The organism is Haemophilus sp. SZY H8 (assembly GCF_018829755.1).
In the GTDB taxonomy this organism is placed as follows: domain Bacteria; phylum Pseudomonadota; class Gammaproteobacteria; order Enterobacterales; family Pasteurellaceae; genus Haemophilus; species Haemophilus haemolyticus_K.
In genome coordinates, this window is the sequence record NZ_JAHKJY010000003.1 from 57,509 (window position 1) to 81,920 (window position 24,412).

22 protein-coding genes, 1 pseudogene and 1 riboswitch are annotated in these 24,412 nt (G+C 38.8%); of the genes and pseudogenes, 9 read left to right on the top strand and 14 right to left on the bottom strand.

Annotated elements, in window-relative coordinates; genetic code table 11:
- Window positions 1–18: 18 nt before the first annotated feature.
- Together KKW16_RS05615 and nadR are read right to left on the bottom strand one after the other, a co-directional pair.
- A complete protein-coding gene (locus KKW16_RS05615; protein ID WP_005636223.1) occupies window positions 19–699 on the bottom strand; it encodes a metallophosphoesterase family protein in 681 nt (226 codons plus the stop codon).
- A pseudogene (gene nadR / locus KKW16_RS05620) lies at window positions 696–1,937 on the bottom strand (multifunctional transcriptional regulator/nicotinamide-nucleotide adenylyltransferase/ribosylnicotinamide kinase NadR); the annotation flags it as partial. The pseudogene nadR and the gene KKW16_RS05615, both read right to left, overlap by 4 nt.
- A riboswitch (FMN riboswitch) is annotated at window positions 1,914–2,091 on the top strand. (Overlaps the previous pseudogene by 24 nt.)
- Window positions 2,092–2,179: 88 nt before the next feature.
- On the opposite strand from nadR, the gene ribB reads away from it, so the two are divergent.
- The 3 genes from ribB (at window position 2,180) to tehA (ending at window position 4,748) form a co-directional block, all read left to right on the top strand.
- Complete coding sequence (gene ribB, locus KKW16_RS05625; protein ID WP_048952953.1) at window positions 2,180–2,827, top strand: 3,4-dihydroxy-2-butanone-4-phosphate synthase; 648 nt, start codon at window positions 2,180–2,182, stop codon at window positions 2,825–2,827.
- 165 nt (window positions 2,828–2,992) lie between these two features.
- Window positions 2,993–3,700, top strand: a complete 708-nt coding sequence (locus tag KKW16_RS05630) for a glycosyltransferase family 25 protein (RefSeq protein WP_239660839.1) — start codon at window positions 2,993–2,995, stop codon at window positions 3,698–3,700.
- A gap of 103 nt (window positions 3,701–3,803) precedes the next feature.
- Window positions 3,804–4,748: a dicarboxylate transporter/tellurite-resistance protein TehA gene (tehA, locus tag KKW16_RS05635; protein ID WP_048952955.1), complete on the top strand. Its 945-nt coding sequence runs from the start codon at window positions 3,804–3,806 to the stop codon at window positions 4,746–4,748.
- A gap of 62 nt (window positions 4,749–4,810) precedes the next feature.
- Here tehA and srmB read toward each other — a convergent pair whose 3' ends face one another.
- A complete protein-coding gene (gene srmB / locus KKW16_RS05640) occupies window positions 4,811–6,136 on the bottom strand; it encodes an ATP-dependent RNA helicase SrmB (RefSeq protein ID WP_048952956.1) in 1,326 nt (441 codons plus the stop codon).
- Window positions 6,137–6,334: 198 nt separating this feature from the next.
- Here srmB and KKW16_RS05645 point away from each other — a divergent pair, with 198 nt between their 5' ends.
- Window positions 6,335–7,033, top strand: a complete 699-nt coding sequence (locus KKW16_RS05645) for a tRNA1(Val) (adenine(37)-N6)-methyltransferase (RefSeq protein ID WP_048952957.1) — start codon at window positions 6,335–6,337, stop codon at window positions 7,031–7,033.
- A gap of 31 nt (window positions 7,034–7,064) precedes the next feature.
- Here KKW16_RS05645 and KKW16_RS05650 read toward each other — a convergent pair whose 3' ends face one another.
- On the bottom strand, window positions 7,065–8,120 hold the full coding sequence (locus KKW16_RS05650; RefSeq protein WP_048952958.1) for a tRNA/rRNA methyltransferase: 1,056 nt from the start codon (window positions 8,118–8,120) through the stop codon (window positions 7,065–7,067).
- Between the two features lie 146 nt (window positions 8,121–8,266).
- On the opposite strand from KKW16_RS05650, the gene pssA reads away from it, so the two are divergent.
- Window positions 8,267–9,634, top strand: a complete 1,368-nt coding sequence (gene pssA, locus KKW16_RS05655) for a CDP-diacylglycerol--serine O-phosphatidyltransferase (protein ID WP_048952959.1) — start codon at window positions 8,267–8,269, stop codon at window positions 9,632–9,634.
- A 100-nt stretch (window positions 9,635–9,734) separates the two neighbouring features.
- On the opposite strand, the gene aspA is transcribed toward pssA, so the two are convergent.
- The 6 genes from aspA to plsY all read right to left on the bottom strand — a co-directional run bounded on the left by aspA (window position 9,735) and on the right by plsY (window position 16,326).
- A complete protein-coding gene (gene aspA, locus KKW16_RS05660) occupies window positions 9,735–11,153 on the bottom strand; it encodes an aspartate ammonia-lyase (protein ID WP_009500795.1) in 1,419 nt (472 codons plus the stop codon).
- A gap of 155 nt (window positions 11,154–11,308) precedes the next feature.
- Window positions 11,309–12,121, bottom strand: coding sequence for an urease accessory protein UreD (locus KKW16_RS05665; RefSeq protein ID WP_215768045.1), 813 nt, complete (start codon window positions 12,119–12,121; stop codon window positions 11,309–11,311).
- Window positions 12,122–12,174: 53 nt separating this feature from the next.
- Window positions 12,175–12,810 carry an urease accessory protein UreG gene (ureG, locus tag KKW16_RS05670; RefSeq protein WP_048952962.1) on the bottom strand — a complete coding sequence of 212 codons (636 nt, stop codon included), beginning with the start codon at window positions 12,808–12,810 and terminating at the stop codon, window positions 12,175–12,177.
- Window positions 12,811–12,857: 47 nt separating this feature from the next.
- Window positions 12,858–13,883 carry a UDP-N-acetylmuramate dehydrogenase gene (gene murB, locus KKW16_RS05675; RefSeq protein WP_048952963.1) on the bottom strand — a complete coding sequence of 342 codons (1,026 nt, stop codon included), beginning with the start codon at window positions 13,881–13,883 and terminating at the stop codon, window positions 12,858–12,860.
- Between the two features lie 87 nt (window positions 13,884–13,970).
- Window positions 13,971–15,674, bottom strand: coding sequence for a nitrate/nitrite two-component system sensor histidine kinase NarQ (gene narQ, locus KKW16_RS05680; RefSeq protein WP_048952964.1), 1,704 nt, complete (start codon window positions 15,672–15,674; stop codon window positions 13,971–13,973).
- Between the two features lie 52 nt (window positions 15,675–15,726).
- On the bottom strand, window positions 15,727–16,326 hold the full coding sequence (plsY, locus tag KKW16_RS05685) for a glycerol-3-phosphate 1-O-acyltransferase PlsY (RefSeq protein ID WP_048952965.1): 600 nt from the start codon (window positions 16,324–16,326) through the stop codon (window positions 15,727–15,729).
- Between the two features lie 82 nt (window positions 16,327–16,408).
- On the opposite strand from plsY, the gene folB reads away from it, so the two are divergent.
- Window positions 16,409–16,765: a dihydroneopterin aldolase gene (gene folB, locus KKW16_RS05690; protein WP_048952966.1), complete on the top strand. Its 357-nt coding sequence runs from the start codon at window positions 16,409–16,411 to the stop codon at window positions 16,763–16,765.
- Window positions 16,766–16,852: 87 nt separating this feature from the next.
- Window positions 16,853–17,425, top strand: coding sequence for a superoxide dismutase family protein (sodC, locus tag KKW16_RS05695; protein ID WP_005626862.1), 573 nt, complete (start codon window positions 16,853–16,855; stop codon window positions 17,423–17,425).
- A gap of 66 nt (window positions 17,426–17,491) precedes the next feature.
- Here the strand turns inward: sodC and KKW16_RS05700 are convergent, their stop codons facing one another.
- From KKW16_RS05700 to KKW16_RS05710, 3 genes are read right to left on the bottom strand one after another with little or no spacing between them, the layout of a single operon-like run.
- A complete protein-coding gene (locus tag KKW16_RS05700; protein ID WP_005651690.1) occupies window positions 17,492–17,770 on the bottom strand; it encodes a heavy-metal-associated domain-containing protein in 279 nt (92 codons plus the stop codon).
- A gap of 8 nt (window positions 17,771–17,778) precedes the next feature.
- Window positions 17,779–18,141: a mercuric transporter MerT family protein gene (locus KKW16_RS05705; RefSeq protein WP_048952967.1), complete on the bottom strand. Its 363-nt coding sequence runs from the start codon at window positions 18,139–18,141 to the stop codon at window positions 17,779–17,781.
- Window positions 18,116–19,225: a transglutaminase-like domain-containing protein gene (locus KKW16_RS05710; RefSeq protein WP_048952968.1), complete on the bottom strand. Its 1,110-nt coding sequence runs from the start codon at window positions 19,223–19,225 to the stop codon at window positions 18,116–18,118. Before KKW16_RS05710 ends, KKW16_RS05705 begins: the two co-directional genes overlap by 26 nt.
- A gap of 233 nt (window positions 19,226–19,458) precedes the next feature.
- Between KKW16_RS05710 and metH the strand changes: the two genes are divergently transcribed.
- Complete coding sequence (gene metH, locus KKW16_RS05715; protein ID WP_502793454.1) at window positions 19,459–23,148, top strand: methionine synthase; 3,690 nt, start codon at window positions 19,459–19,461, stop codon at window positions 23,146–23,148.
- 116 nt (window positions 23,149–23,264) lie between these two features.
- Here the strand turns inward: metH and KKW16_RS05720 are convergent, their stop codons facing one another.
- A complete protein-coding gene (locus tag KKW16_RS05720) occupies window positions 23,265–23,675 on the bottom strand; it encodes a hypothetical protein (protein WP_111696027.1) in 411 nt (136 codons plus the stop codon).
- A 243-nt stretch (window positions 23,676–23,918) separates the two neighbouring features.
- Between KKW16_RS05720 and KKW16_RS05725 the strand changes: the two genes are divergently transcribed.
- Window positions 23,919–24,386, top strand: a complete 468-nt coding sequence (locus KKW16_RS05725) for a hypothetical protein (RefSeq protein WP_215768047.1) — start codon at window positions 23,919–23,921, stop codon at window positions 24,384–24,386.
- Window positions 24,387–24,412 lie beyond the last annotated feature (26 nt).

Sequence of the window (24,412 nt, forward strand, 5' to 3'; positions counted from 1 at the left end):
TTTTGTTTTGGAATAGATTTATTTTTCACGATCGTCGATAGTTTGTAGCAAATAATTTCCATCTGCATCAGCAAGACTGCGGAAACCTACATTCGTGATTTTGTAGGGATACTTTGTTCGATAAGTAAAGTTTTCGTGATGATGACCGTGGAATACTTGCTTAACTCCCATCTTCATGGCCAAATCATTGATTACTTGGAAACCCATCGGATGTGGTTTAGGGGCTTCGTGACAAACCAACACATCCGCTTGTTGGTTTTCTAAGATTTCAATATCTGATGGAAAAATTGACGTGCGATGACGCAAAGGCACACCGCCTCGCCAGATTTTCTCTTGTGGGCTATATTGACAATAATGAATAGGATCAAAAAACATGGGGCGATTGGGCGGCATCCAAATTTGCCCGCGGAATACACCGCCTAATCCTGCAATGCGGGTTCCTTGAATATCAACTACGCGATTGTGTAAATTCCGTGATTGCCATTCAGAGCCCCAAATCGCATCAAAAGCACTAATTGTTTTGCTATCATGATTTCCATGAATAAACCAAATATCACAATGTTGTGCGAGTTTATCCAACTCATCTGTTGTAGTGAGCTGTAAATCGCCTAAAATTATGAGTGCGACATTTTCCTGCTCTCTCACAAAAGGGTAAATATGATCGTAGCTTCCGTGTGGATCACCGGCAAATAAGATCATTGATGTTTTCCTTTTATAACAAATGGACTATTTTGTAATTCACTGATTTCTTCTTCATTTAACACTTTCTCAATGACTGCTTTAACTTGGTTATAGCGATCAAGATAACTTGGCGATTCAATCTCTATATAAGGAACTTTATATTTATCTAACAGTTTTTTGAGCAGTTGTTGAAATTGTTGGCGCTGCTTTTGTGAGCCTAAGCTACGTAAGCCATCATCCACCCATTCAGTATTATTTTTCAGCAAAATAGTGACATCGAAAGGATATTCTTTAATCATCGAATCTAAAAATGGGTGAGCTTTTCCTTCATATTGAATGCAGAACGCTTGCGTAGTGATGAAATCCGTATCTATAAATGCAATTTTATGTGCATGGCGCACAGCATAATCAATGTATCGTTGATGACCAAGTGCCATTTGCGGATAGTCAGAATATTGCATCGCTTGCTCATTGCCACCTAGCTTTTCAAATACAAATTCACGTCCGTATTCCCATGCAGAAGTGGTATTAAATACGGCAGCTAACTTATTCACAAGCACACTTTTACCACTGCTTTCTCCACCTAAAATCGCCACAGTTTTGGCAAAGAAAGGTCGAACTTCTTTCGGAATAAATTTCCAATATTGAAATGGTGTGGTGCGAATTTTGGTTGCGGACACATTAAAGAAAGTGCGGTCGGGATCGACTAACGAAACTTCTAAACCTAAGTATTTTTCGTAAGGTGCTTTATCTTGAGGTTCGCTACTAAATACGATTGAAGGTTCAAAATGTTTTTCATTAAATAGGGTTTTAACCGCTTCACTCCAAGATTGCCAGCCATTTGGATAACTCGGAATACCGTCTTCAACCAAATGATGAATAAAAATCTGATTTTTTTGATATTTGAAAATTTGCTGCATCCAACGCAAACGATCTTGCACAGTTGGCATGCGTTTCATTTTACTATCGTAAAACAATTTCAAATCGCGCTCTGTATCACTACACACGATAACGTGCAGTTCATCTACTTTACTGAACGCTTCATAAATCATATTTATATGGCCTGTGTGTACGGGATAAAATTTCCCAAAAATAACACCGACTTTTTTCTCTTTTGCTTTTGACATAATCCGCTCTTGATAGCGTAAGAATTGAGTGCGTTTATTGTAGGCTAAATGAAAATATTTTTCACGTTCTGATTTAGTGCCTAAGTATTTTGCGCTATACTTAGCGTGCATTCTCAGGGCAGGGTGAAATTCCCTACCGGTGGTAAAGCCCACGAGCGTTTAAAAGTGCGGTCAATTTTTGGCAAATTTTCCCTGCTAAATTGTCCTGATTTTCACTTTTAAAGTCAGCAGATTTGGTGAAATTCCAAAGCCGACAGTAAAGTCTGGATGAAAGAGAATAAAACGAATTGGGTTCCCAAATCGTTCATTTTATTTGCATTTCTCAGCCCTGATTCTGGTATTTAATTGAAATCTCAAATTAGGAAATTACTATGAATCAGTCAATTTTATCTCCATTCGGCAATACCGCTGAAGAACGCGTACTTAACGCAATTAATGCCTTCAAAAATGGAAATGGCGTATTGGTTTTAGATGATGAAGATCGTGAAAATGAAGGCGATTTAATTTTCCCAGCAGAAACAATCACGCCAGAACAAATGGCAAAATTAATTCGTTATGGAAGTGGTATCGTTTGTTTGTGCATTACCGATGAACTTTGCCAACAACTCGATTTACCGCCAATGGTAGAACACAATAATAGCGTAAACAAAACAGCTTTTACGGTGACGATTGAAGCCGCGAAAGGTGTGTCTACAGGCGTATCTGCCGCAGACCGAGTAACCACGATTCAAACGGCGATTGCTGATGATGCAGTTCCAACAGATTTACATCGTCCCGGTCATGTCTTTCCACTTCGTGCAGCAAATGGTGGCGTACTTACTCGCCGCGGACACACTGAAGCTTCCGTTGATTTAGCGCGTCTGGCAGGATTTAAACATGCAGGTGTGATTTGTGAAATTACTAACGATGATGGCACAATGGCTCGCGCTCCCGAGATTGTAGAATTTGCGAAAAAATTTGGTTATTCTGTGCTTACCATTGAAGATTTGGTTGAATATCGTTTAGCGCATAATATTTAAAATGAAGAAGTGCGGTGAAAATTTCTATGATTTTTCACCACACTTTTTATCTTATACCATTCCACATTTTATTTATTTGGGTAACTTTTATGCACAGCACAGCACAGCACAGCACAGCACAATTATGTCATTAGTTTAACTACTGAACAAAAACGTCGAAAACATATCACCGAAGAATTCGGTAAGCAGAATATTCCTTTCGAATTTTTTGATGCTATCACGCCTGAACTTATTGAAGAAACAGCTAAAAAATTCAATATCACCTTTGATCGTTCATCAAAAGCAACTTTGTGTGACGGTGAGATAGCCTGTGCACTAAGCCATATCGTTTTATGGAATTTCGTTTTAGAAAATAATTTAGATTATATTAATATTTTTGAAGATGATATTTATTTGGGGGAAAATGCAAAAGAATTACTTGAAATCGATTACATCCCCAAAGATACCGATATTCTTAAACTAGAAACATTGTACGGTAAAATTATGCTCGGCAGTATGTATAAAATAAAATGTCAACGAAATATATTTCAATTAAAGTATAAACATACTGGTATGGGAGGGTATACCATCACAGCCAAAGGTGCTCGATATTTATTGAATAAAATCCAAAATAGACAACTTGTTCTAGCAATAGACACGCTTATTTTTGATAAACTCTTAAACCAAAGAGAATATAAAGTTATGCAACTCTATCCCGCTGTCTGTATCCAAGATTTAATTATAAATGGTGAAAGTAAATTTAAGAGTAGCTTACAAGATGGTAGAGAAACCGTTCATGCTAATCAAACCAAAACAACCCCATTAGAAAAAGTGATCAATGAATTGGGGCGAATTAAAAGACGAATATTCGGTAAACCAGTACCATTTAAATAATACTTATTTAATCAAAAATACAATAATTTGAGATTCTAAGCAAAGTGATTACTTAAGATACGCAGTAATATAATAGGAAATTTATTAATACAAGGACTATGTTATGAATTCAACAAAAACATTCCCGCTTCCTACGGGTTATTTCGGTATTCCTCTTGGACTGGCAGCATTATCTCTAGCTTGGTTGCACTTAGAAAATCACTTTCCTGTAGCTCGCACTATAAGTGATGTAATTGGTATCATAGCAAGTGCAATTTGGATTCTATTTATTCTAATGTATGCCTATAAACTTCGTTATTACAGTGATGAGGTTCGCTCAGAATATCATTGCCCAGTACGTTTTTCTTTCATTGCACTCATTCCTATCACCACAATGCTTATAGGCGATATTACTTATCGCTGGACTCCATGGCTTGCGGAAGTAATGATTTGGCTTGGTACTATTGGTCAATTACTTTTCTCGTCCTTACGCATTAGTGAACTATGGCAAGGTGGTGTATTTGAACAAAAATCTACTCGCCCGCCTTTTTATTTACCTGCAGTTGCAGCCAACTTCACGAGTGCAAGCTCTCTTGCCTTACTTGGCTATCACGATTTAGGGTATTTATTTTTTGGTGCAGGTCTAATAGCATGGATCATTTTTGAACCCGTATTGCTTCAACACCTACGAATTTCATCACTTGAACCACCATTTCGAGCTACGATGGGAATCATTCTTGCTCCAGCGTTTGTAGGGGCTGCGGCATATTTATCTCTAAATAAAGGGGAAATTGATACATTCGTCAAAATTCTTTGGGGATATGGCTTTCTACAACTCTTTTTCTTATTACGGTTATTACCTTGGATTATGGAAAAAGGCTTGAATATTGGATTATGGGGATTCTCATTCGGATTAGCGTCTATGGCAAATAGCTCAATTGCCTTTTTTCACGGCGACGTATTACAAGGTATCTCAATTTTTGCCTTTGTATTCTCTAACCTTATGATTGGCTTACTCGTATTAATGACCATCTACAAATTAGCCAAAGGACAATTTTTCTTAAAATAAAACACAATTAAAAAATAAGGCGTATGTGATGTGAATAAACATACGCCATTTTAATAAAAACATCATTGATAAAATATAGAATTACTCGGCTTACGTCGTTTGCCGATATTTTTCGTATCCTTATGACGTAATTTCACTTTTTTCTTTGCCTCTGTTTTTTTCTTTTCTTCACGTTTTTCTTTAATACGTGCCTTTTGTTTTTTACTTACAGATTTCACTTCACCGTCTTTTGGTGGCTTAGTGCGAGGTTCTAAACCTTCTAAAATGCGCGCCTTTAAAATTTCCTCAGTATAACGTTTGATTTTACCTAGTAACTTGTAATCATGGGCTTCGACAAAAGAGACCGCCGTGCCCTTTTTACCTGCTCGCGCTGTACGTCCAATTCGATGCAAATAAGTATCCGCACTATAGGGCAAATCAAAATTCATAACATGGCTTACATCGTCAATATCAATACCACGCGCAGCCACATCCGTTGCAACCAATACCGTCACAATACCTGATTTCAACTTATCAATTGCATTATTACGTTGAGTTTGTGCCATTTCGCCTTCTAAATACGCGGAACGAATGCCTCGTTTACGCAATGTTTCAGAAAGTTCACGCGCATCTTCACGACGGCGAACAAACACAATTCCACGCGTCACTTCTTCAGTTTCAATAAAACGCGCAAGCAATTTGATTTTGTGTTCATTGCTGTCTGCGTGGTAATACCATTGGTTGATTTTTTTTCTTTCTCGACGGCTTGGTTCAGCATCCACTTTAACAGGATCATTCAACAAACGCTCCGCGAAATCGACCAATAGCTCACCTTCTAACGTTGCAGAAAATAACAAGGTTTGTTTCCGCCAACGGGTTTCAGCCGCAATTTTTTCCGCATCTTGTCCAAATCCCATTTGTAACATTCTATCGGCTTCGTCAAAAATCAGCATTTCAACTGAACGGCAATCAAAATTTTCTTCCTTAATGTATTGCAATAAACGACCAGGCGTAGCCACCACCAAATCTTGATTGGTATTAAACACATCGCCATGATTTTGATATGCCACACCGCCTGTAATTGTCGCAATATTTAAATGAGTGAACTGCGCTAATTCTTCCGCTTGCTCTGCCACTTGCATTGCCAGTTCACGGGTTGGTGTTAATACCAAAATACGCGGTGGGCCTGGCTTACGACGCGGATAATCCAATAAATGTTGTAGCGCAGGTAATAAAAAAGCAGCCGTTTTCCCTGTTCCCGTTGGTGCAGAGCCTAATACATCACGCTCTTCCATTGCTGCAGGAATGGCTTCCATTTGAATTGCTGTTGGGCGGGAATAACCTTTTTTCTCAAGCGCCTTTAAAAGTTCGGGAGAAAGATCAAATTGTTCAAATTGGGATAAATTCATTATTGTGCGGTTCTTTGTTAAAATTGGCGCGGATTATACCTGAAATTAGGGGCTGTTGATAACTCATTTCACGCTTGAGTTATCGTTTAAAATGCTAAACTTTGCCGCTTTCGCCTTGTTCTCACCAAAAATAGTCTCCAGCTCAAACGGGAAATGAGTTATCAACAGCCCCAAGTGCGGTCAATTTACGAAAAATTTATGAGCGGATTTACCTTTAAACAATTCCATATCAAGCAAGATTCTTGTGCGATGAAAGTCGGCACTGATGGCATTTTGTTAGGTGCTTGGGCTGATGTAAAACATTGTAAAAATATTTTAGATATGGGCAGTGGCACAGGATTGTTGGCTTTAATGTTAGCACAACGAACAGAAGAAAGCTGCCAAATTAAAGCGGTTGAGTTGGATCCCATTGCAGCAAAACAAGCGCAAGAAAACATCAATGATTCAGTATGGAAAAATCGCATTCAACTTATTCAAACGGATATACAGCATTTTTTACAAACCACTGAACAAACCTTTGATTTAATTGTGGCAAATCCACCTTATTTTGAACAAGGTATTGCCTGCAAAAACGAGGAAAGAGAATTAGCTCGTTATACCAAGCAAAGCCACTTAAATTGGTTAGAATGGGCTGCAATGCGCTTATCGGAAAATGGGAGAATAAGTTTTGTTTTGCCTTATGATGCAGGCAAAATACTCATAAAATCCACCGCACTTTTTTGCATAAAACAGACGAATGTCATTACTAAAGTGGGAAAAACGCCCCAAAGAATGCTACTCACGTTTTCTAAACAACCCCAAGTTTCAATACAAGATCAATTGGTAATTTATGATGAGGATAATCAATACACTGAAGCGTTTATTGAATTGACTAAAGACTTTTATTTGAAATTTTAAAGGGGAAATCATTTTCCCCTTTAATCATACACTATCTAAAATACCACTTCGCCAACAACACCCCAGCATTCACTGCAATGTTTAAGCCTGATTTAATTGGACTTGCAAGCGTTAAACGTACTCGTGTGTCTTCTGAAGTTGCTAAACCTTCCGTAGAACTTTCACTTAGCACAAAAACCACTTTATTTTTTAACCGCACTTTATCCAACGGCTCACCTTGCTTATTATGCGACACGTGTATAATTTGATAGCCTGATTTACGCAATTGCATCACAGCAGAATCAATATAATCCGTTTCTAACACACGAATATATTCCGCACCACCTTCTGCTACGCGCATTGAGGCTGCCGAATACAGATTTTCCACATTATCAGCGACAATATTTTTCACGCCAAAATAAGCACAAGTACGTAATACCCCACCAATATTTTGTGCATTATTCACGTTGTCTAATAGCACTAAACAATCCTCTTCACGAGGAATATCTAAATACCCTTGCAACGTGAAAGCACGCGGTTTCTTCACCAATAAGCAAATGCCACCATGATGTTCTGTTCCACTCACTCGAGCTAATTCTTCGCTATCTACAACATGATAAGCCTTCTTGTTTTCGGCTAAATAACTCAATGCCTCGCCAATTTTGTGTGACATTTGTACGGTTGCCCATAAGCGCACAATACTTTCAGGACGCTCGGCAAATAAAGCTAAACAGGCATTTTCACCATAAACTTTCATTTCTTCCGCACGGTTTTTCTTAATTTTTTCAGGTGCACGAGGAGAAAGCGCGCCAGTTTTCTTTTCTTTTGTTTTATAAACCGTACCCGTACTTTTTATCGTCACTTGAACCTTAGGTTGTTCTGCATTTTTATTTGATGGCGCACGAGATAAAGAGAGTTGCGTAATTTTAGTTTCTTTCACTTCTTGTTTATCACGAGAAAAACGAGATTTTTCGTTTCTCTTTCCATTAAATTTATCATTAGAGTGCGGTCGATTTTGAGTTGGTTTTTCTCTGTATTTTTCACCTACTGAGCGTTCTTGAAAGGATCTGCCGGCGGCTTGAAAAGACGGTTTGCTTTTATCGTTCATAGGGTTTCCCTGAATAAAAATGAATATTTTTTAGCCAAAAAATGCTAAAATTTGTGAGCATTATAACGAAAAAAAGCCTTTTTTCTATTAATAAGCGCGTGAAATATTGTAAACTAACGCACTAGTCTTTAATCACGAGATGGATTATGTTAATCAATAAAACCAAACGAGCTGAACAAAATTTAAATAATTTGCCATTCCTTGCTTTGCAAGCTGAGCAAATTGAATTTTTGGGTAGCCCGGCTGAATTTAAAACTCAAATTATTGAATTAATCAGAAACGCAAAAAAACGTATTTATGTCACCGCACTTTATTGGCAAAAAGATGAAGCGGGGCAGGAAATCCTCGATGAAATTTATCGCGTGAAGCAAGAAAATCCACACTTGGATGTAAAAATTCTCATAGATTGGCATCGCGCACAACGCAATTTATTAGGCGCGGAAAAATCGGCCACCAATGCAGATTGGTATTGCGAGCAACGCCAAACTTATCAGTTACCTGATGATCCGAATATGTTCTTTGGTGTGCCAATTAACACGCGAGAAGTTTTTGGTGTATTGCACGTTAAAGGCTTTGTATTTGATGATACGGTGCTTTATAGCGGTGCAAGCATTAATAATGTCTATCTTCATCAATTTGAAAAATATCGTTACGACCGCTATCAAAAAATCACTCATGCCGAATTAGCTGATTCGATGGTGAATTTCATCAATGATTACTTGTTAGATTTCAGTGCAGTTTATCCACTTGATATCACCAACCGCCCTCTCACCAAAGAGATCCGTGGCAATATTCGCGCTTATCGTAAAGACCTTGCGCAAAATGGTGAATATTCATTAAAAAGTGCGGTGAAATTACCTGATGTTTTAAGCGTATCACCACTGTTTGGCTTAGGGGCATCAGGCAATGAATTAAATCAAGTGATTGAAGATTTATTCTTGCAAGTACAAGAAAAATTGGTGATTTGTACGCCATACTTTAATTTCCCACGCACATTGCAACATAAAATAGCAACGTTATTGGAAAACGGTAAACGAGTAGAAATTATTGTTGGCGATAAAGTCGCAAACGATTTTTATATTCCACCAGAACAACCATTCAAAATGGCAGGGGCGTTACCTTATCTTTATGAAAGTAATCTTCGCCGTTTCTGTGAAAAATTTGAGACTCAAATTGAAAATGGCCAGCTTGTGGTGCGTTTATGGCGTGATGGAGATAATAGTTACCACTTAAAAGGTGTGTGGGTAGATGACCGTTATATTTTACTTACGGGCAATAATCTTAACCCTCGAGCATGGCGTTTGGATGCTGAAAATGGCTTATTAATTTACGATCCTCAACAACAACTTTTAGCCCAAGTGGAAAAAGAGCAAAACCAAATTCGTCAACATACAAGAGTATTAAAACATTACACTGAATTAGAAGAATTGAATCAATACCCAGAACCAGTGCAAAAACTTTTGAAAAAATTTGCACGAATTAAAGCGGATAAATTGGTGAAAATGATTCTTTAGGTTCTTTTTGTAAAAAATAAGGGAACGTTAAGTTCCCTTTATCATATTTGCTTAATCACCGAGCTTTAATGACTTAAATGCCCGATGATTTAGATCAAGATTATTTATTTAATTTCGCTTTATAAGTTGGATTCATTAAGTTTTCTACAGAAAGAATGTCATCTAATTGTTCTTCTGTTAATAAACCTTTTTCTAACACAACTTCACGTACGCCTTTACCTGTTTGCGCACAGATTTTACCCACTAAGTCGCCGTTGTGGTGACCGATAAATGGATTCAAGTAAGTCACGATACCGATTGAATTAAACACGTAGTTTTCACAAATTTCTTTGTTTACAGTGATGCCATCCACGCATTTATCACGTAAGTTCACACAAGCATTCGTTAAGATGTCGATAGATTCGAACATTGCTTGACCAATCACGGGTTCCATTACGTTTAATTGTAATTGACCGGCTTCAGATGCGAAGGTCACAGTGGTATCGTTACCAATTACTTTAAAGCATACTTGGTTCACTACTTCAGGAACAACTGGGTTTACTTTTGCGGGCATGATAGAAGAGCCAGCTTGTAATTCAGGTAAGTTAATTTCTTTAATACCAGCACGTGGACCAGAAGAAAGTAAACGTAAGTCATTACATACTTTAGAAAGTTTCACAGCAGTACGTTTTAATGCACCGTGAACCATGACATAAGCACCACAGTCAGATGTTGCTTCAATTAAGTTTTCTGCCGGTACGCAAGCTAACCCAGTTACTTCAGCAAGGTGTTTTACAACTAATTCTGTATAGCCTTGTGGCGTATTTAAACCAGTACCGATTGCAGTCGCACCAAGGTTTACTTCAAGGAGTAAATCTGCAGTACGTTTTAAGTTACGTACTTCTTCTTCAAGTAATACGGCGAAAGCTTTGAATTCTTGGCCTACAGTCATTGGCACTGCATCTTGCAATTGAGTACGACCCATTTTTAAGATGTTCGCAAACTCTTTTGCTTTATTATCAAAACCGTCGTGTAAATATTGAATTTTATCGATCAATTTTAAGATACTGTTATACACTGCAATACGGAAACCGGTAGGATACGCATCATTGGTTGATTGGCTTGCATTAACGTGATCCATCGGGTTAATCACGTTATATTCGCCTTTTTTATGGCCAATTTTTTCAAGCGCAAGGTTAGCAACCACTTCATTGGTATTCATATTGACAGACGTACCTGCACCACCTTGATATACGTCTGATGGGAATTGATCTAAGCATTTTCCAGTAGTAAGGATTTCATCACAAGCTGCTACAATCGCTTTTGCAATATCACTTGGAATTGCACCTAATTCACCATTGGCTAAAGCCGTTGCTTTTTTCACCATCACCATACCACGTACAAACTCAGGCACGTCAGAAATGGTTACATTAGAAATATTGAAATTTTCTACCGCTCTTAATGTATGAATCCCCCAGTATGCATCTGCTGGTACATCACGTTCGCCGAGTAAATCTACTTCTTTTCTAAATTGAGTCATTTGAATCACCTTTTCTGGTTAGTTAATTTGACGCCATTATAGAAATTTTAAGGAGAAAAAACTTGACCAAGATCACATTTTCAAGAAATGCTTTCAAGACATATTTTCATTTTTCGGATTAGTTTTTTTAGGGGAAAATAAGTTTTCTATCAATCTTACGAAGCTTTTAACTGCTCACCAATTTTCTCAAACAGTTTCTGAATTTGCTCTGCTCTATGCCCTAACACTCGCACAATCAACCCGCCTTCATTCAACTGAGATATACCAAGGAGTAAAGATTTATCTGTTTCTTGCTGTTGAAGCTGTTGATCTGTCTGCTTAATTTCTGCAGATGTTTTTTGTAAGTTAATGTAAACCAAGGATCCCTGATGTGAAAAACCTTCCATTTGGCTTAAAGCAGTTAAATTCATTTTAGCCGGCAACCACTGAATACAATCCAACATCAGCGGTTTAACTTTCCCATTTTCTTGCACAAGCTGAACTTTTAAATGAGAAGAAAATTGGCGAAATTCAAAACGTTCATCATTTGCCACTCGCCCAATAGCTACAATTTCACCATAAATTAGCGTACTCTCAGGTTGCATATTGATTAACGTTTTTTGATTAAGAGCTGAATTCTTATGCAAAACCAATGGATGAGGTAAGTAAAATAAACGACTTTTCTCAGCAAGTTGAATCAATGTATTTTGCTCGGCAAAATCTCCCTCATTCATTGCCTGAACTCGAGTAAATGCCTGCGTATTTAAAGAAAGCGCGGTAGATTTTTCGAGCGTTATTTGAATATCAACACGATCCCCAGCTAATAAACCTGGCGAAGAAGACATCTGCATTGCACTAAGTCCATTTTTCCAATAATCGGCATAAGCAGATAACGTCATTACTTTAAAAGGTGGCGTCACAAAGTATTCGGCAAGCTGGGTTTTGCCGTTTGAGGAAAGTTTGGTTGAAAGTTTGAGGGTACTATTCATAATCTTTTTAATTTGTAAAAAACTCCCCTCTTTAAAGGAGTGGGGATGATTCTTTATCTCACTAATGCCTCAGGTTCTTCTATATTCTTCAACAACGCATATTTTTCAATCCAACCAATCACGCCATCGAGATTTTCTTTTTTCATCAAATTAGTGAAAATAAACGGCTGACCATTACGCATACGACGCGCATCTCGTTCCATAATACTTAAATCCGCGCCAACAAATGGTGCAAGGTCTGTTTTGTTAATCACTAACAAATCTGAACGAGTGATACCTGGCCCACCTTTGCGTGGGATTTTCTCGCCTTGTGCGACGTCAATCACGAAAATTGTCACGTCTGCTAAATCAGGGCTAAAAGTTGCCGATAAGTTATCACCGCCTGATTCGATAAAAACAATTTCTACATCAGGGAAACGTGCCACCATTTCATCGACCGCTTCTAAATTCATTGAGGCATCTTCACGAATTGCCGTATGTGGGCAACCGCCTGTTTCTACCCCCATAATTCGCTCTGGCGGAAGTAAACTATTTTTCGTTAAAAATTCCGCATCTTCTTGGGTGTAAATATCGTTAGTAATTACTGCCACGCTATATTTACTCGCCATTTCACGAGTGAGTTTTTCAATTAAGGCAGTTTTGCCCGCGCCAACAGGGCCTGCCACGCCAATTTTAATGTAGTTACGCATAATGTTCCTGATTTGATTAATATGTCTTGAAATAAAATTAATGATTGTTAACGAATTACTGAAACAGAATCAACCTCCCCTTCAGCACCTATAAAACGGACTTCTGGCTGTAAACATACACCAAATTTAATTTCCACAGTATGACGCACATGACGAGCTAGATTTGCCACATCTTCACCAGTAGCTCCGCCCTTATTAATCAACACCAGTGCTTGTTTTTCATGTACTGCTGCTCCACCAATTTGATAACCTTTGAATTGACATTGATCGATTAACCATCCAGCAGCAAGTTTGACTGAGCCATCAGGTTGTGGAAAGTGCGGTAAATTTTCGTGATATTTTTTGATTTCCGCAAAATGCTCTGCACTCACTACGGGATTTTTAAAGAAACTTCCTGCATTACCAAATTCATCTGGGTTAGGCAATTTACTTTGACGAATTTGACATATTTCATCAAAAATTTGTTTTGCCGTAACTTTCAGAGAATCAAACTCAGTTAAAGAGCCATATTTTAGCACTGGCTGCCAGTTTTTGTTTAATTTCAATCCTATCGCAGTGATCACATAGCCAGACTGATAATGGTGTTTAAAGATACTGTCTCGATAACCGAATTTACATTCTTCAGCTGTTAATCGAAATATTTCATGAGTACTTAAATTTAACACCTCTACATAATGGCATATATCTTTAAATTCTACGCCATAAGCACCAATATTTTGGATCGGTGCCGAGCCTGCACAACCTGGAATGAGTGCAAGATTTTCCAAACCATAGATACCTTCATTTACACTCCATTCCACCAAATGATGCCAGTTTTCGCCACCATTTACATGAAGATAATGAAATTCAGTATCTTGTGTATGTGTAATCCCCATTAATCGATTAAGCACAACAATACCACTGAAGTCTGCTAAAAATAGCATATTGCTTCCTTGACCAAGAAAAAGTATGGGAAGATTCATTGTTTTTGCATGATCCCAAGCTTCTTGCAATTGTACCACACTATGCGCATCAATAATTTCATGGGCTTGAACAGAAATATGAAAAGTATGAAAAGGTTGTAAATTTTGCATTTAAAATACCATTTTAGGATGCACTTATGCTTTGCTACTCGTGCATGAATTATCAAAAGTGTATGAATTTTTAAATTCACTCTACGTTTAAACTAGGGTATGAGGTAAAGTAATTTTTACCTGAGTCCCCCCCTCTTCTCGACGTCGAATATCTAATTCTGCATTCAATTGACGACAACGTTCTGTCATAATATTCAAACCATAATGTCCTTCGGGCTCTTCAAGATTAAGAATACCGATGCCATTATCTAGCACAGAAATTTCATACTCTCCCTCAGGGTTAATCAGGGCATGAATTTCAATGGCAGAACCTTTAGAATGTTTTATCGCATTTGTTGTTGCTTCACGTACGATTTGCAACACATGTACTAACTGCTGAGGATTTAAACTTTGTGAAGGCAAATGACTATTCACACTCATTTTCATACTAGTTTGAGCACGTAAAGAATCAATCACTTGCTCCAAAGCCAGTTGTAAGTTAGCTTCTTGAATCGTTAATCGGAATGTTGCTAAAAGTTCACGCAATTGTGCATAACCACCTGAAAGTGCTTGTTCAAAATCAGCAATAATCCCCAAGCTTTTTTCTCTTGCGTGTGGTTCTTCTTTCCTTAAATTATGTTTAAGCAACGTAAGTTGAATTTGCAGGAATGATAATACTTGAGCTAAAGAATCATGCAGTTCTCTTGCAATAATAGAACGTTCTTCCATCAACAAAAGCTGTTCTTGCTGACGCAAACTTTTATGGAAATACAAAGCTCGTGCAAGCATTTGTGCTAAATTCTGCATCATTCTAGGGTCGGGACAAGGTAATCCTGATTGCCAAGAAAGTACGCCTAAATCTTCATTATCTACCGATAGCACTTCGAGTTGTAAAGTACGATGAGCATCCTGCTCTCCAAAAGCAATATTCCAATGCTCCGCCCCCATAACTTCTATTTTAATATATTGCAAATGCTCACTCACACGTATGAGATCTAATACTTGGCTTAAAATTTTATCATTAATAGAATTCGCATTAAGAATCTGTGAACTTTGATAAAGGTTTGTCAAAGAGCGGTTGGTTTGGCGTAATTTTTGTGTTTTTTCATTTACGGCATCTTCTAAACGAGAATAGAGTTGACCTAATTCCATCGACATTTGTGTAAAAACATGTGCCAATGTGCCCAATTCATTCTGTTTTGTTGTATCTAATGAAATATGATTAAACTGACGCATCTGCACTTGCATACTTGCTTTTGTCATTAGCTCTAAAGGTTTCACTACCTCACGATGAGTGTACCAAATCAAATAGGAAACCATGACCAAAATTAATAACATAGCTAAACAAAGTACAAATACGCCAAGGATCCATTTTTGCTCACTAAAACGCTGTAATTCAAACACAAAACGATCAACATCTGCGACATAATCCGTTAATTGTTCGCTATAACTTTTTACATTTTTCTGTTGGGCATATTTTTCCATTAATGCCCAACGCTGTAAAATAGTATGGTAGGATTGTTTGACTGCATCTGGAGTAAAAAATTGACGTTGAATTTCTAATAATGCAGATGAATGGAGACTAATATTATAATGCCGTAAATTAGCCTCGACTGTTGAGGGTTGAGATTGCATTTCATAGAGCAACCGATAGCTTTGCATGCGCAATGAACCTGAAATATTGATCGCTTCAGCATCATACTTATTGCTACTCATAATTGCTAAACTTAGTGAGCTAATAACACCAGAAACAATAAGGATAATAAATAAATATTTAGCAATACGTGTAGAAACAGAATGTTTAGTATGCACAGAAACTCCAATGAAATAACATCAATTTATAGATAAAAGTGCGGTTATTTTCTTACTTCTTTTTTAGTTGACTCCAAACTTTATCTTCCTGACCTCGCCATAAACGTTGAATATTATCGTGATGACGATAAATCAATAAACAACAAACTAAAGCAACAGGGAAAGTAAATTCAGGTTTAAACCACCATACATAAAAAGGCACAAGCAATGCCGCAAGTACGGCACTTAATGATGCATAACGACTAACAAGAAAGATCAATATCCACGTTCCAAACATTGAACCCGCAACAGCCCATGAAATAGGTGCTATCGCACCAAATGCAGTCGGTACACCTTTTCCTCCCTTAAATTGAAAGAACAGTGGGAAAATATGGCCTAAACATGCAGCTAAAGCAACCATACCTAATTCAAATTGAGTTAAACCTAAATAATAACCAGCCCATACGGGGAGCATCCCCTTTAAAAGATCAAGGATTAATACAATTAATGCAGCCCAATAATTACCAATACGAAATACATTTGTTACATCTGGGGTACATGAGCCATTTTGACGAGGATCAGGCAAGCCTGCAATGCGACAAATTAGAATAGCGCTGGAAATAGAGCCTAAAAGATAGGCACAAAGCATATAAAAAAGGGCGAAAAGGCTCATTTTGTACTCCAGCAAGAAAAATTATTCGTTATTCTACCCAAAGTTGATAGCATACGCCTACAATAATTTTAGAGGAAATCTTATGGATCGTGTTTTTATTGAAGAATTGACTGTTTTTGCACAAATCGGTGTATATGATTGGGAACAGCAAATTAAGCAAAAACTTGTGTTTGATTTAGAAATGGCTTGGGATTGTAAACAAGCGGCGGAAACGGATGATGTTGCATATTGTTTGAATTATGCTGAGGTGAGCCAAGTGATAATTGATTATGTGGAAAGTAAACCTTTTTTGTTGATTGAACGAGTGGCTTATGAAGTGGCGGATTTGCTTGAATCATGTTATCAACTTCAAGGATTAAAAATTAAACTGAGTAAACCGAAAGCTGTCGCACAAGCTCGAAATGTTGGCGTATTGATTGTACGTGGATGTTTAAAATAATGTGAAATTTTAGTAAAAACTTGTCGGCTTTTTAAACGAAATTGACTAAAATAGTCATGAGTTTTTACTGCAATAAAGGAGATTGCAATGAATATGAAAACCTTATTAGCACTAGCGGTTAGTGCGGTATGTTCAGTTGGTGTGGCGCAAGCACATGAGCATAATCATGATCACAATATGGCACCCAAAGGTGCTTCTATTGAAGTGAAAGTGCAACAACTTGATCCAGTAAACGGTAACAAAGATGTGGGTACAGTGACTATTACTGAATCTAACTATGGTCTTGTGTTTACCCCTAATTTACAAGGATTAAGCGAAGGCTTACATGGTTTCCACATCCATGAAAACCCAAGCTGTGAGCCAAAAGAAAAAGAGGGTAAATTGACAGCTGGTTTAGGTGCTGGTGGTCACTGGGATCCTAAAGGTGCAAAACAACATGGTTATCCATGGCAAGATGACGCACACTTAGGTGATTTACCTGCATTAACTGTATTACATGATGGCACTGCAACTAATCCTGTTTTAGCACCACGTCTTAAACATTTAGATGATGTTCGCGGTCACTCTATTATGATCCACGCAGGTGGCGATAATCACTCCGATCATCCAGCTCCACTTGGCGGTGGCGGCCCACGTATGGCATGTGGTGTGATTAAATAATTCGATTGTTCGAAACGAAAAGTGCGGTGAATTTTCACCGCACTTTTTTTGCTAAATATTTCGCGTTTAATTCACGACTTCAGCAGTATATTTTAGCTTATGAATCGCATCGAATAATTGTTGGTTTGTGACTTTTGGATCTTCCACAACCGTCACTAAACCATCTTTAATAGATGCTTTTGTTGAAATGACACCATCGATATTACGTAATTCTTTATTGACTAAGTAAGCACAAAGCTGGCAATTCATTTCTTTTACTTTTAGCACAATTTGTTTGGTTTCATTCGCATGAGCGAAAGAAATGGCAAACAGCGAAAGCAAAAGTGCGGTACATAATTTCTTCATTTTTATTCCTAATTAGCTAATTCTAAAATCCAAGGCAAAATTGTTGGATAGGTTAAGAAAAAAATCATCACGATAAATACAATCCAATATAAAACGATGAGTTTTTTACGGGAAATATATTTGCTGCAAATAATTTTTTGGGAAAACATCAGCAGCCAAAATCCATAGGCAAAGGCGCATAATGAAATAATGAGCATTGGAATACGCAAATAATCATATTCGCCTAAGCCAATCAACCAAGTAGATGATACGCCGAACACTAAATAGATTAATGGTGCGATGCAGCATAAAGTTGACGCCACCGCGGCACTAAGTGCGGTGGCTATGGCAACCCAAAAGGATTTATTAGAGTTTTTTAGAGACGTAGTCATATTTAAATTCTTTTGGATCAAAGGAATTTAACGGATCGCCACCCACTTCAGCATACGGATAGCCGAAGTTATTGATCGGAGCTAGTTCTGGTTGTGGATATAAATCGAAGTCACGGGCATGATTAAATCCGACCCAGTTTGCTTCCCAGTTACCAAACAAATATTTTGCTACGGCTTGTGTATCTTTATCTTCAACAGATTTTTTCTCTGCTAAACGCATTTTGGCAACGTCTGCGGAATCAACTGGTACCCATCCAAACCCTGCAAGGTAGAATTCAGCACGGCAGTGTTGACCACCACTTACGTTTGCGATGCCTTGTTCATTCGCACTACCGAAAGCACCTTTGGAATATTTGCCCATTTTCTCTGCCGCACCTAAGCGAATACCAAAAATTTCACGGGCTGGGATGCCTGCCGCACGAGCTAGTGCCACAAATACAGAGTTAATATCGGTACATTTACCTTTTAATACGCCAGTGGTAAGAATTTTTTCTACATCGCCGTCGCCACAACCTAATACAGAATTATCACGTTCCATATTTTTTACGATCCAATGGTGAATAAGTTCTGCTTTCTTCAATGGATTACTTTCTTTACCTACGATTTTGTCTGCAAATTCTTTCACAATACCATCAGTTTTAATATGTGGAGTAGCTTTTAAGTACTCTTGTACATCCACGGAATACTGAATATCTTTTGGCGGAGTATAATTCTCTAAGGCACCTTTCACCATTGGCTCACGGTCTTTTGTTTCAATGACCATAGTGACTTTTAAATCACGTTTTTGTGCATCTTTATCCCAAGTGGCAAATAAGGTTTTCGCACCATATTTATTGTTTTCTGTCACATAGGCATTCATGTAATTACCTTCAAAGTGAATCGATTTCACTTGTTGGTATTCTCCATTAAATGGCAATGGAACCCATAAATTAGTTTGTCCTTGCGAGCCTTTTGGCGCAACTAAATCGTAGGTTTGCGTGAATTCGTAAAGATGGGTGTCTGTATTGTAGTTTGGAATGTTGGTGTTTGCATGAGCTAACGAGCTACATGCAGAAAGCACCGCAACTGCGATAAGTTTCTTCATGAAGAGATCCTCTAGTTAATAATAGTTAAACTTAACATATTAGATAAACTAATACGCCACTATGCTAACGGATTTTTGAGCAATAATTCAACCGTTTTACATAAAATTTTTATCTTTCTTATATGAAAAATATTTTATTTTCCAACCGCACTTTCCTTCTAACATTTGACACCCCTAGCCCTTACACCTATTATTCCCTCGTTATTTATTAAGATTTACGGAACAAAATAATGATGGTGAATAAAACCGCTCAACTTAAACAAGCTCTAGAAAATCGTATTCTCATTTTAGACGGTGCGATGGGGACGATGATACAAAAATATAAACTCACCGAAGCGGATTTTCGCGGCGAGCGGTTTAAGGAAAGTGCGGTCGATTTGCGCGGCAATAATGACTTGCTCACGCTTACACAACCGTTGTTGATTTCATCGATTCACGAAAAATATTTGGCAGCAGGTGCCGATATTATTGAAACCAATACTTTTAGTTCAACTACGATTGCTCAAGCGGATTACGATTTGCAATCTATCGCTTATGAACTCAATTTTGTTGGCGCAAAATTAGCGCGTTTGGCAGCAGATAAATATAGCACGCCAGAAAAACCTCGCTTTGTCGCGGGCGTGTTAGGGCCAACAAACCGCACAGCCTCTATTTCACCCGATGTAAACGACCCAGGTTTCCGTAATGTGACTTTTATGGAGTTGGTGGATGCTTATGCCCAAGCAACAAAAGGCTTAATCGAAGGTGGCGCGGATTTAATTATGATCGAAACCATTTTCGACACGCTTAACGCTAAAGCAGCAGTTTTCGCCATTGAAAGTGTATTCGAAGAATTAGGCGTGGAATTGCCAATCATGATTTCCGGCACCATTACTGATGCTTCAGGGCGTACCCTTTCTGGGCAAACTACCGAGGCTTTCTATAACTCCCTTCGTCACGCAAAACCGCTCACTTTCGGTTTGAACTGTGCTTTAGGTCCAAAAGAATTACGCCAATATGTAGAACAGCTTTCAAAAATCAGTGAAACCTATGTTTCTGTGCATCCGAATGCGGGCTTGCCAAATGCTTTTGGTGGTTATGATTTAGGGGCAGAAGAGATGGCCGCTCACTTAAAAGAGTGGGCAGAAAGTGGTTTTGTGAACATTATCGGCGGTTGTTGTGGTACCACACCGGAACACATCAAGGCCTTTGCTGAGGCGGTAGAAAATATCCCGCCCCGCAAATTGCCACAAATCAAAACCGCCATGCGTTTATCCGGTTTAGAACCACTCAATATTGACGATGAAAGCCTGTTTGTGAACGTAGGCGAGCGTAATAACGTGACGGGTTCGGCGAAATTTAAGCGCTTAATTAAAGAAGACAAATTTGCCGAAGCTATTGAAATTGCCATCGACCAAGTGGAAAACGGCGCACAAGTGATTGATGTGAACATGGACGAAGCCTTACTCGATGGCAAAAAATGCATGACCCGTTTCCTCAACATTATGGCAACCGAACCCGATGCAGCCAAAGTGCCGGTGATGATCGACTCCTCCAAATGGGAAGTGATTGAGGCAGGTTTGCAATCAGTACAAGGTAAACCAATCGTTAACTCTATTTCTTTAAAAGAGGGAGAGGAAAAATTTATTCATCAGGCTAAATTGGTGCGTAAATACGGTTCGGCCGTTGTGGTAATGGCATTTGATGAAGTGGGGCAGGCTGATACCGAAGAGCGTAAAGTGGAAATCTGTACCCGTGCTTATAACATCTTAGTTAACCAAGTAGGCTTCCCGCCAGAAGACATTATTTTTGACCCGAATATTTTCGCCATTGGCACGGGGATTGAAGAACACAATAACTACGGCGTGGATTTCATTAACGCAACAGGTCGTATTAAACGCTCTTTACCGCATGCGAAAATTTCGGGCGGGGTGTCAAACGTGTCCTTCTCCTTCCGCGGCAACAACGTGATGCGTGAAGCCATTCACGCGGTCTTCCTCTATCATGCCATCAAACAAGGGATGGACATGGGGATCGTGAACGCAGGACAGCTTGCAATTTACGATGATCTGGATCCGGAATTACGTAATGTGATTGAAGATGCCGTATTAAACCGTACACCAGATGGCACAGAACGTTTACTGGATATTGCGGAAAAATATCGCAATCAAGGCAACGATGAAAGTGCGGTGGATTCTGTCGCCGAATGGCGTACGTGGCCGGTGGAAGAACGTTTAAAACATGCCCTCGTGAAAGGCATTACCATGCACATCATCGAGGACACCGAAGAAGCCCGCCAAAAATTGCCAACACCGTTAGAGGTGATCGAAGGCCCACTCATGGCGGGCATGGATGTGGTGGGCGATTTGTTTGGCGACGGCAAAATGTTCCTGCCGCAAGTGGTGAAATCCGCGCGCGTGATGAAACAATCAGTGGCGTATTTAGAGCCGTTTATCAACGCGACGAAACAAAAAGGATCCAGTAACGGTAAAGTGGTGATCGCCACAGTGAAAGGCGATGTGCATGACATCGGTAAAAACATCGTGAGCGTGGTGTTGCAATGTAATAACTTTGAAGTCATTGACTTGGGCGTTATGGTGCCGGCGGATAAAATCATTCAAACGGCGATTGATGAAAAAGCGGATCTTATCGGCTTGAGCGGTTTAATTACGCCATCTTTAGACGAAATGGAATACTTCCTCGGTGAAATGACTCGCTTAGGTTTGAACTTGCCAGTGTTGATTGGCGGGGCAACTACATCGAAAGAGCATACTGCGATTAAACTTTATCCCAAATACAAGCAACATGGTGTGTTCTATACCTCAAATGCCTCCCGTGCGGTCACAGTTTGTGCGACCTTGATGAATCCGGAAGGTCGCGCGGCATTATGGGAACAATTCAAGAAAGATTACGAAAAAATCCAACAATCTTTTGCCAATCGCAAACCTTTGCGTAAACAACTGAGCATTGAAGAAGCGCGCGCTAACCGTTTTGACGGCTTTAGTGGCGAATGGGCAGATTACATGCCACCAACACCAAAACAAACGGGCATTGTGGAATTTAAAAACGTGCCGATTGCCAAGCTGCGCAAATTCATCGATTGGTCGCCATTCTTCCGTATTTGGGGATTGATGGGTGGCTATCCTGATGCCTTTGATTATCCAGAAGGCGGTGAAGAAGCACGTAAAGTATGGAATGATGCACAAGTGGTATTAGATGAATTAGAGCAAAACCACAAACTAAACCCAAGCGGTATTTTAGGCATCTTCCCTGCGGAACGTGTGGGCGATGATGTGGTGCTTTTCTCTGATGAAGAACGCACACAAACCATTGGCACCGCTTACGGCTTACGCCAACAAACGGAACGCGGCAAAAACAGCAAAAGCCCATTTAACTTCTGCTTAAGCGACTTTATCGCCGATCGCGAAAGCGGTAAAAAAGACTGGTTCGGCATGTTCGCCGTCTGTGCGGGTGTTGAAGAAATGGAATTAGTGGAAGGCTATAAAGCGGCAGGCGACGACTACAACGCTATCTTACTACAAGCTGTGGGCGACCGCTTAGCGGAAGCAATGGCAGAATACCTACACTTCGAACTTCGCACCCGCATTTGGGGCTACACGCAAGAAGAATTCGACAACCAAGGTTTAATCAACGAAAACTACGTCGGCATCCGCCCTGCACCGGGTTATCCAAGCTGCCCAGAGCATACCGAAAAAGCCTTGATTTGGGATTTATTGGAAGTGGAACAGCGCATCGGTATGAAACTCACCGAAAGCTATGCCATGTGGCCTGCGGCTTCCGTCTGCGGCTGGTACTTCACCCACCCTGCAAGTAACTATTTCACTTTAGGTCGCATTGATGAAGACCAAGCTCAAGATTATGCTAACCGTAAAGGTTGGGATGAGAGAGAGATGATGAAATGGTTGGGCGTGGCGATGAAGTAAAAAATTATGATTCTGAGATGTCTATTCAAACTATAAAATAGAATTACGAATAAATGCAGTCAAAACACATATAATTTTGACTGCATTTTTTATATGACAGGAATTATATTTTTTACTTAATAGGTATGATTTCTTATCTCAAATCCATCAAGTCTTTCTTTCTGTTTTAAAGCCTGATTTTTAATCTGATTAATTTGATTATCTGTTAAATTTACACCAAGTGCTTTCATACATTGTAGCGCTCTATACATGGTATCTTCAGTAGAAACCTTCGTATCATAAGATAGCTTATTAGTTGAAACTGTTGTTATATTAGATGTAGAAAGTATTCTAGCACTTGATTCACAACCGGCTTTAATTGAGTTTTCTGCCATCTGTTCTGTCATTCCCATTGACATTAGTTGTTCTTTTGATTGCATACCTGCAACAACTTGTTTCATCAATGCATCTTGTTTATCATCAATTGTAGATTGCTGACATCCAACTAAAAAACTAAAGGATAAGCAAGTAATTAATAGATTTCGCATAATAAGTTTCCTTAGATAAAATAAAAAATGTTTTAATATATTACATCATCTCTATGTAATTCTATAGGCATGGATAAATTTATTTTGAATGAAAATAACTCTCTACATATGTGCCTAAAATAGATAAGCTATAAACTCATCAATCTCCATTTGCTCGTAATAGTAAAGATTTCAAGGGTAACTTGCACAATCCCCAATTTCCGCTATCATACGCGCTTTCTTATTTCTCGGAATTTTGTATTTATGAATAGATTAAAGATGGCGTTGTTTGTGGGTGTCCTTGTGAGTTTATTTGCTTGTACCACAACACATCAGCCCAAGAAGACGGTTAAATCTCGATTTTTAAAGAATAATATTAGTCAAGTTGAGTTAAATAATTCGGTTAATTACAAGCCATATCATTATCGTTGTAATAATAAAGAAACTGGGGGGATTTCTCATTTAACGACTTATTTCCCTCTTTCGCGTGAAAGCCGCATGAAAGATAACTTCGGGTTTTATTTCCAGTTAGATAATGGCAAGGCGGTGCCTTTTGATCATTCATACACGCTGACACTGAATGCACGCGGTACAAAATTTGAAGTGGTTTATCGTTCGTATGATCCGATTCAAGGAAGTTATGTGGATTTAATCGCGCGATCTCAAAGTTCAATTTACTACAAGAATCAACAAGGCAACCAAGTTCCTTGGTTGATTTGTAAGGGCGGTTGATTTTTCTCGAAAATAACTTTTACTTT

Excerpts from the sequence above, each read along its gene's own strand:
- tehA (WP_048952955.1), top strand. The coding sequence starts at position 3,804 with ATGAATTCAACAAAAACATTCCCGCTTCCTACGGGTTATTTCGGTATT.
- folB (WP_048952966.1), top strand. The coding sequence starts at position 16,409 with ATGGATCGTGTTTTTATTGAAGAATTGACTGTTTTTGCACAAATCGGT.
- murB (WP_048952963.1), bottom strand. The coding sequence starts at position 13,883 with ATGCAAAATTTACAACCTTTTCATACTTTTCATATTTCTGTTCAAGCC.
- KKW16_RS05720 (WP_111696027.1), bottom strand. The coding sequence starts at position 23,675 with ATGCGAAATCTATTAATTACTTGCTTATCCTTTAGTTTTTTAGTTGGA.
- ureG (WP_048952962.1), bottom strand. The coding sequence starts at position 12,810 with ATGCGTAACTACATTAAAATTGGCGTGGCAGGCCCTGTTGGCGCGGGC.
- KKW16_RS05700 (WP_005651690.1), bottom strand. The coding sequence starts at position 17,770 with ATGAAGAAATTATGTACCGCACTTTTGCTTTCGCTGTTTGCCATTTCT.
- plsY (WP_048952965.1), bottom strand. The coding sequence starts at position 16,326 with ATGAGCCTTTTCGCCCTTTTTTATATGCTTTGTGCCTATCTTTTAGGC.
- metH (WP_502793454.1), top strand. The coding sequence starts at position 19,459 with ATGGTGAATAAAACCGCTCAACTTAAACAAGCTCTAGAAAATCGTATT.
- KKW16_RS05650 (WP_048952958.1), bottom strand. The coding sequence starts at position 8,120 with ATGAACGATAAAAGCAAACCGTCTTTTCAAGCCGCCGGCAGATCCTTT.
- ribB (WP_048952953.1), top strand. The coding sequence starts at position 2,180 with ATGAATCAGTCAATTTTATCTCCATTCGGCAATACCGCTGAAGAACGC.
- pssA (WP_048952959.1), top strand. The coding sequence starts at position 8,267 with ATGTTAATCAATAAAACCAAACGAGCTGAACAAAATTTAAATAATTTG.
- sodC (WP_005626862.1), top strand. The coding sequence starts at position 16,853 with ATGAATATGAAAACCTTATTAGCACTAGCGGTTAGTGCGGTATGTTCA.
- KKW16_RS05725 (WP_215768047.1), top strand. The coding sequence starts at position 23,919 with ATGAATAGATTAAAGATGGCGTTGTTTGTGGGTGTCCTTGTGAGTTTA.
- KKW16_RS05645 (WP_048952957.1), top strand. The coding sequence starts at position 6,335 with ATGAGCGGATTTACCTTTAAACAATTCCATATCAAGCAAGATTCTTGT.
- srmB (WP_048952956.1), bottom strand. The coding sequence starts at position 6,136 with ATGAATTTATCCCAATTTGAACAATTTGATCTTTCTCCCGAACTTTTA.
- KKW16_RS05665 (WP_215768045.1), bottom strand. The coding sequence starts at position 12,121 with ATGAATAGTACCCTCAAACTTTCAACCAAACTTTCCTCAAACGGCAAA.
- KKW16_RS05705 (WP_048952967.1), bottom strand. The coding sequence starts at position 18,141 with ATGACTACGTCTCTAAAAAACTCTAATAAATCCTTTTGGGTTGCCATA.
- KKW16_RS05615 (WP_005636223.1), bottom strand. The coding sequence starts at position 699 with ATGATCTTATTTGCCGGTGATCCACACGGAAGCTACGATCATATTTAC.
- aspA (WP_009500795.1), bottom strand. The coding sequence starts at position 11,153 with ATGACTCAATTTAGAAAAGAAGTAGATTTACTCGGCGAACGTGATGTA.
- KKW16_RS05710 (WP_048952968.1), bottom strand. The coding sequence starts at position 19,225 with ATGAAGAAACTTATCGCAGTTGCGGTGCTTTCTGCATGTAGCTCGTTA.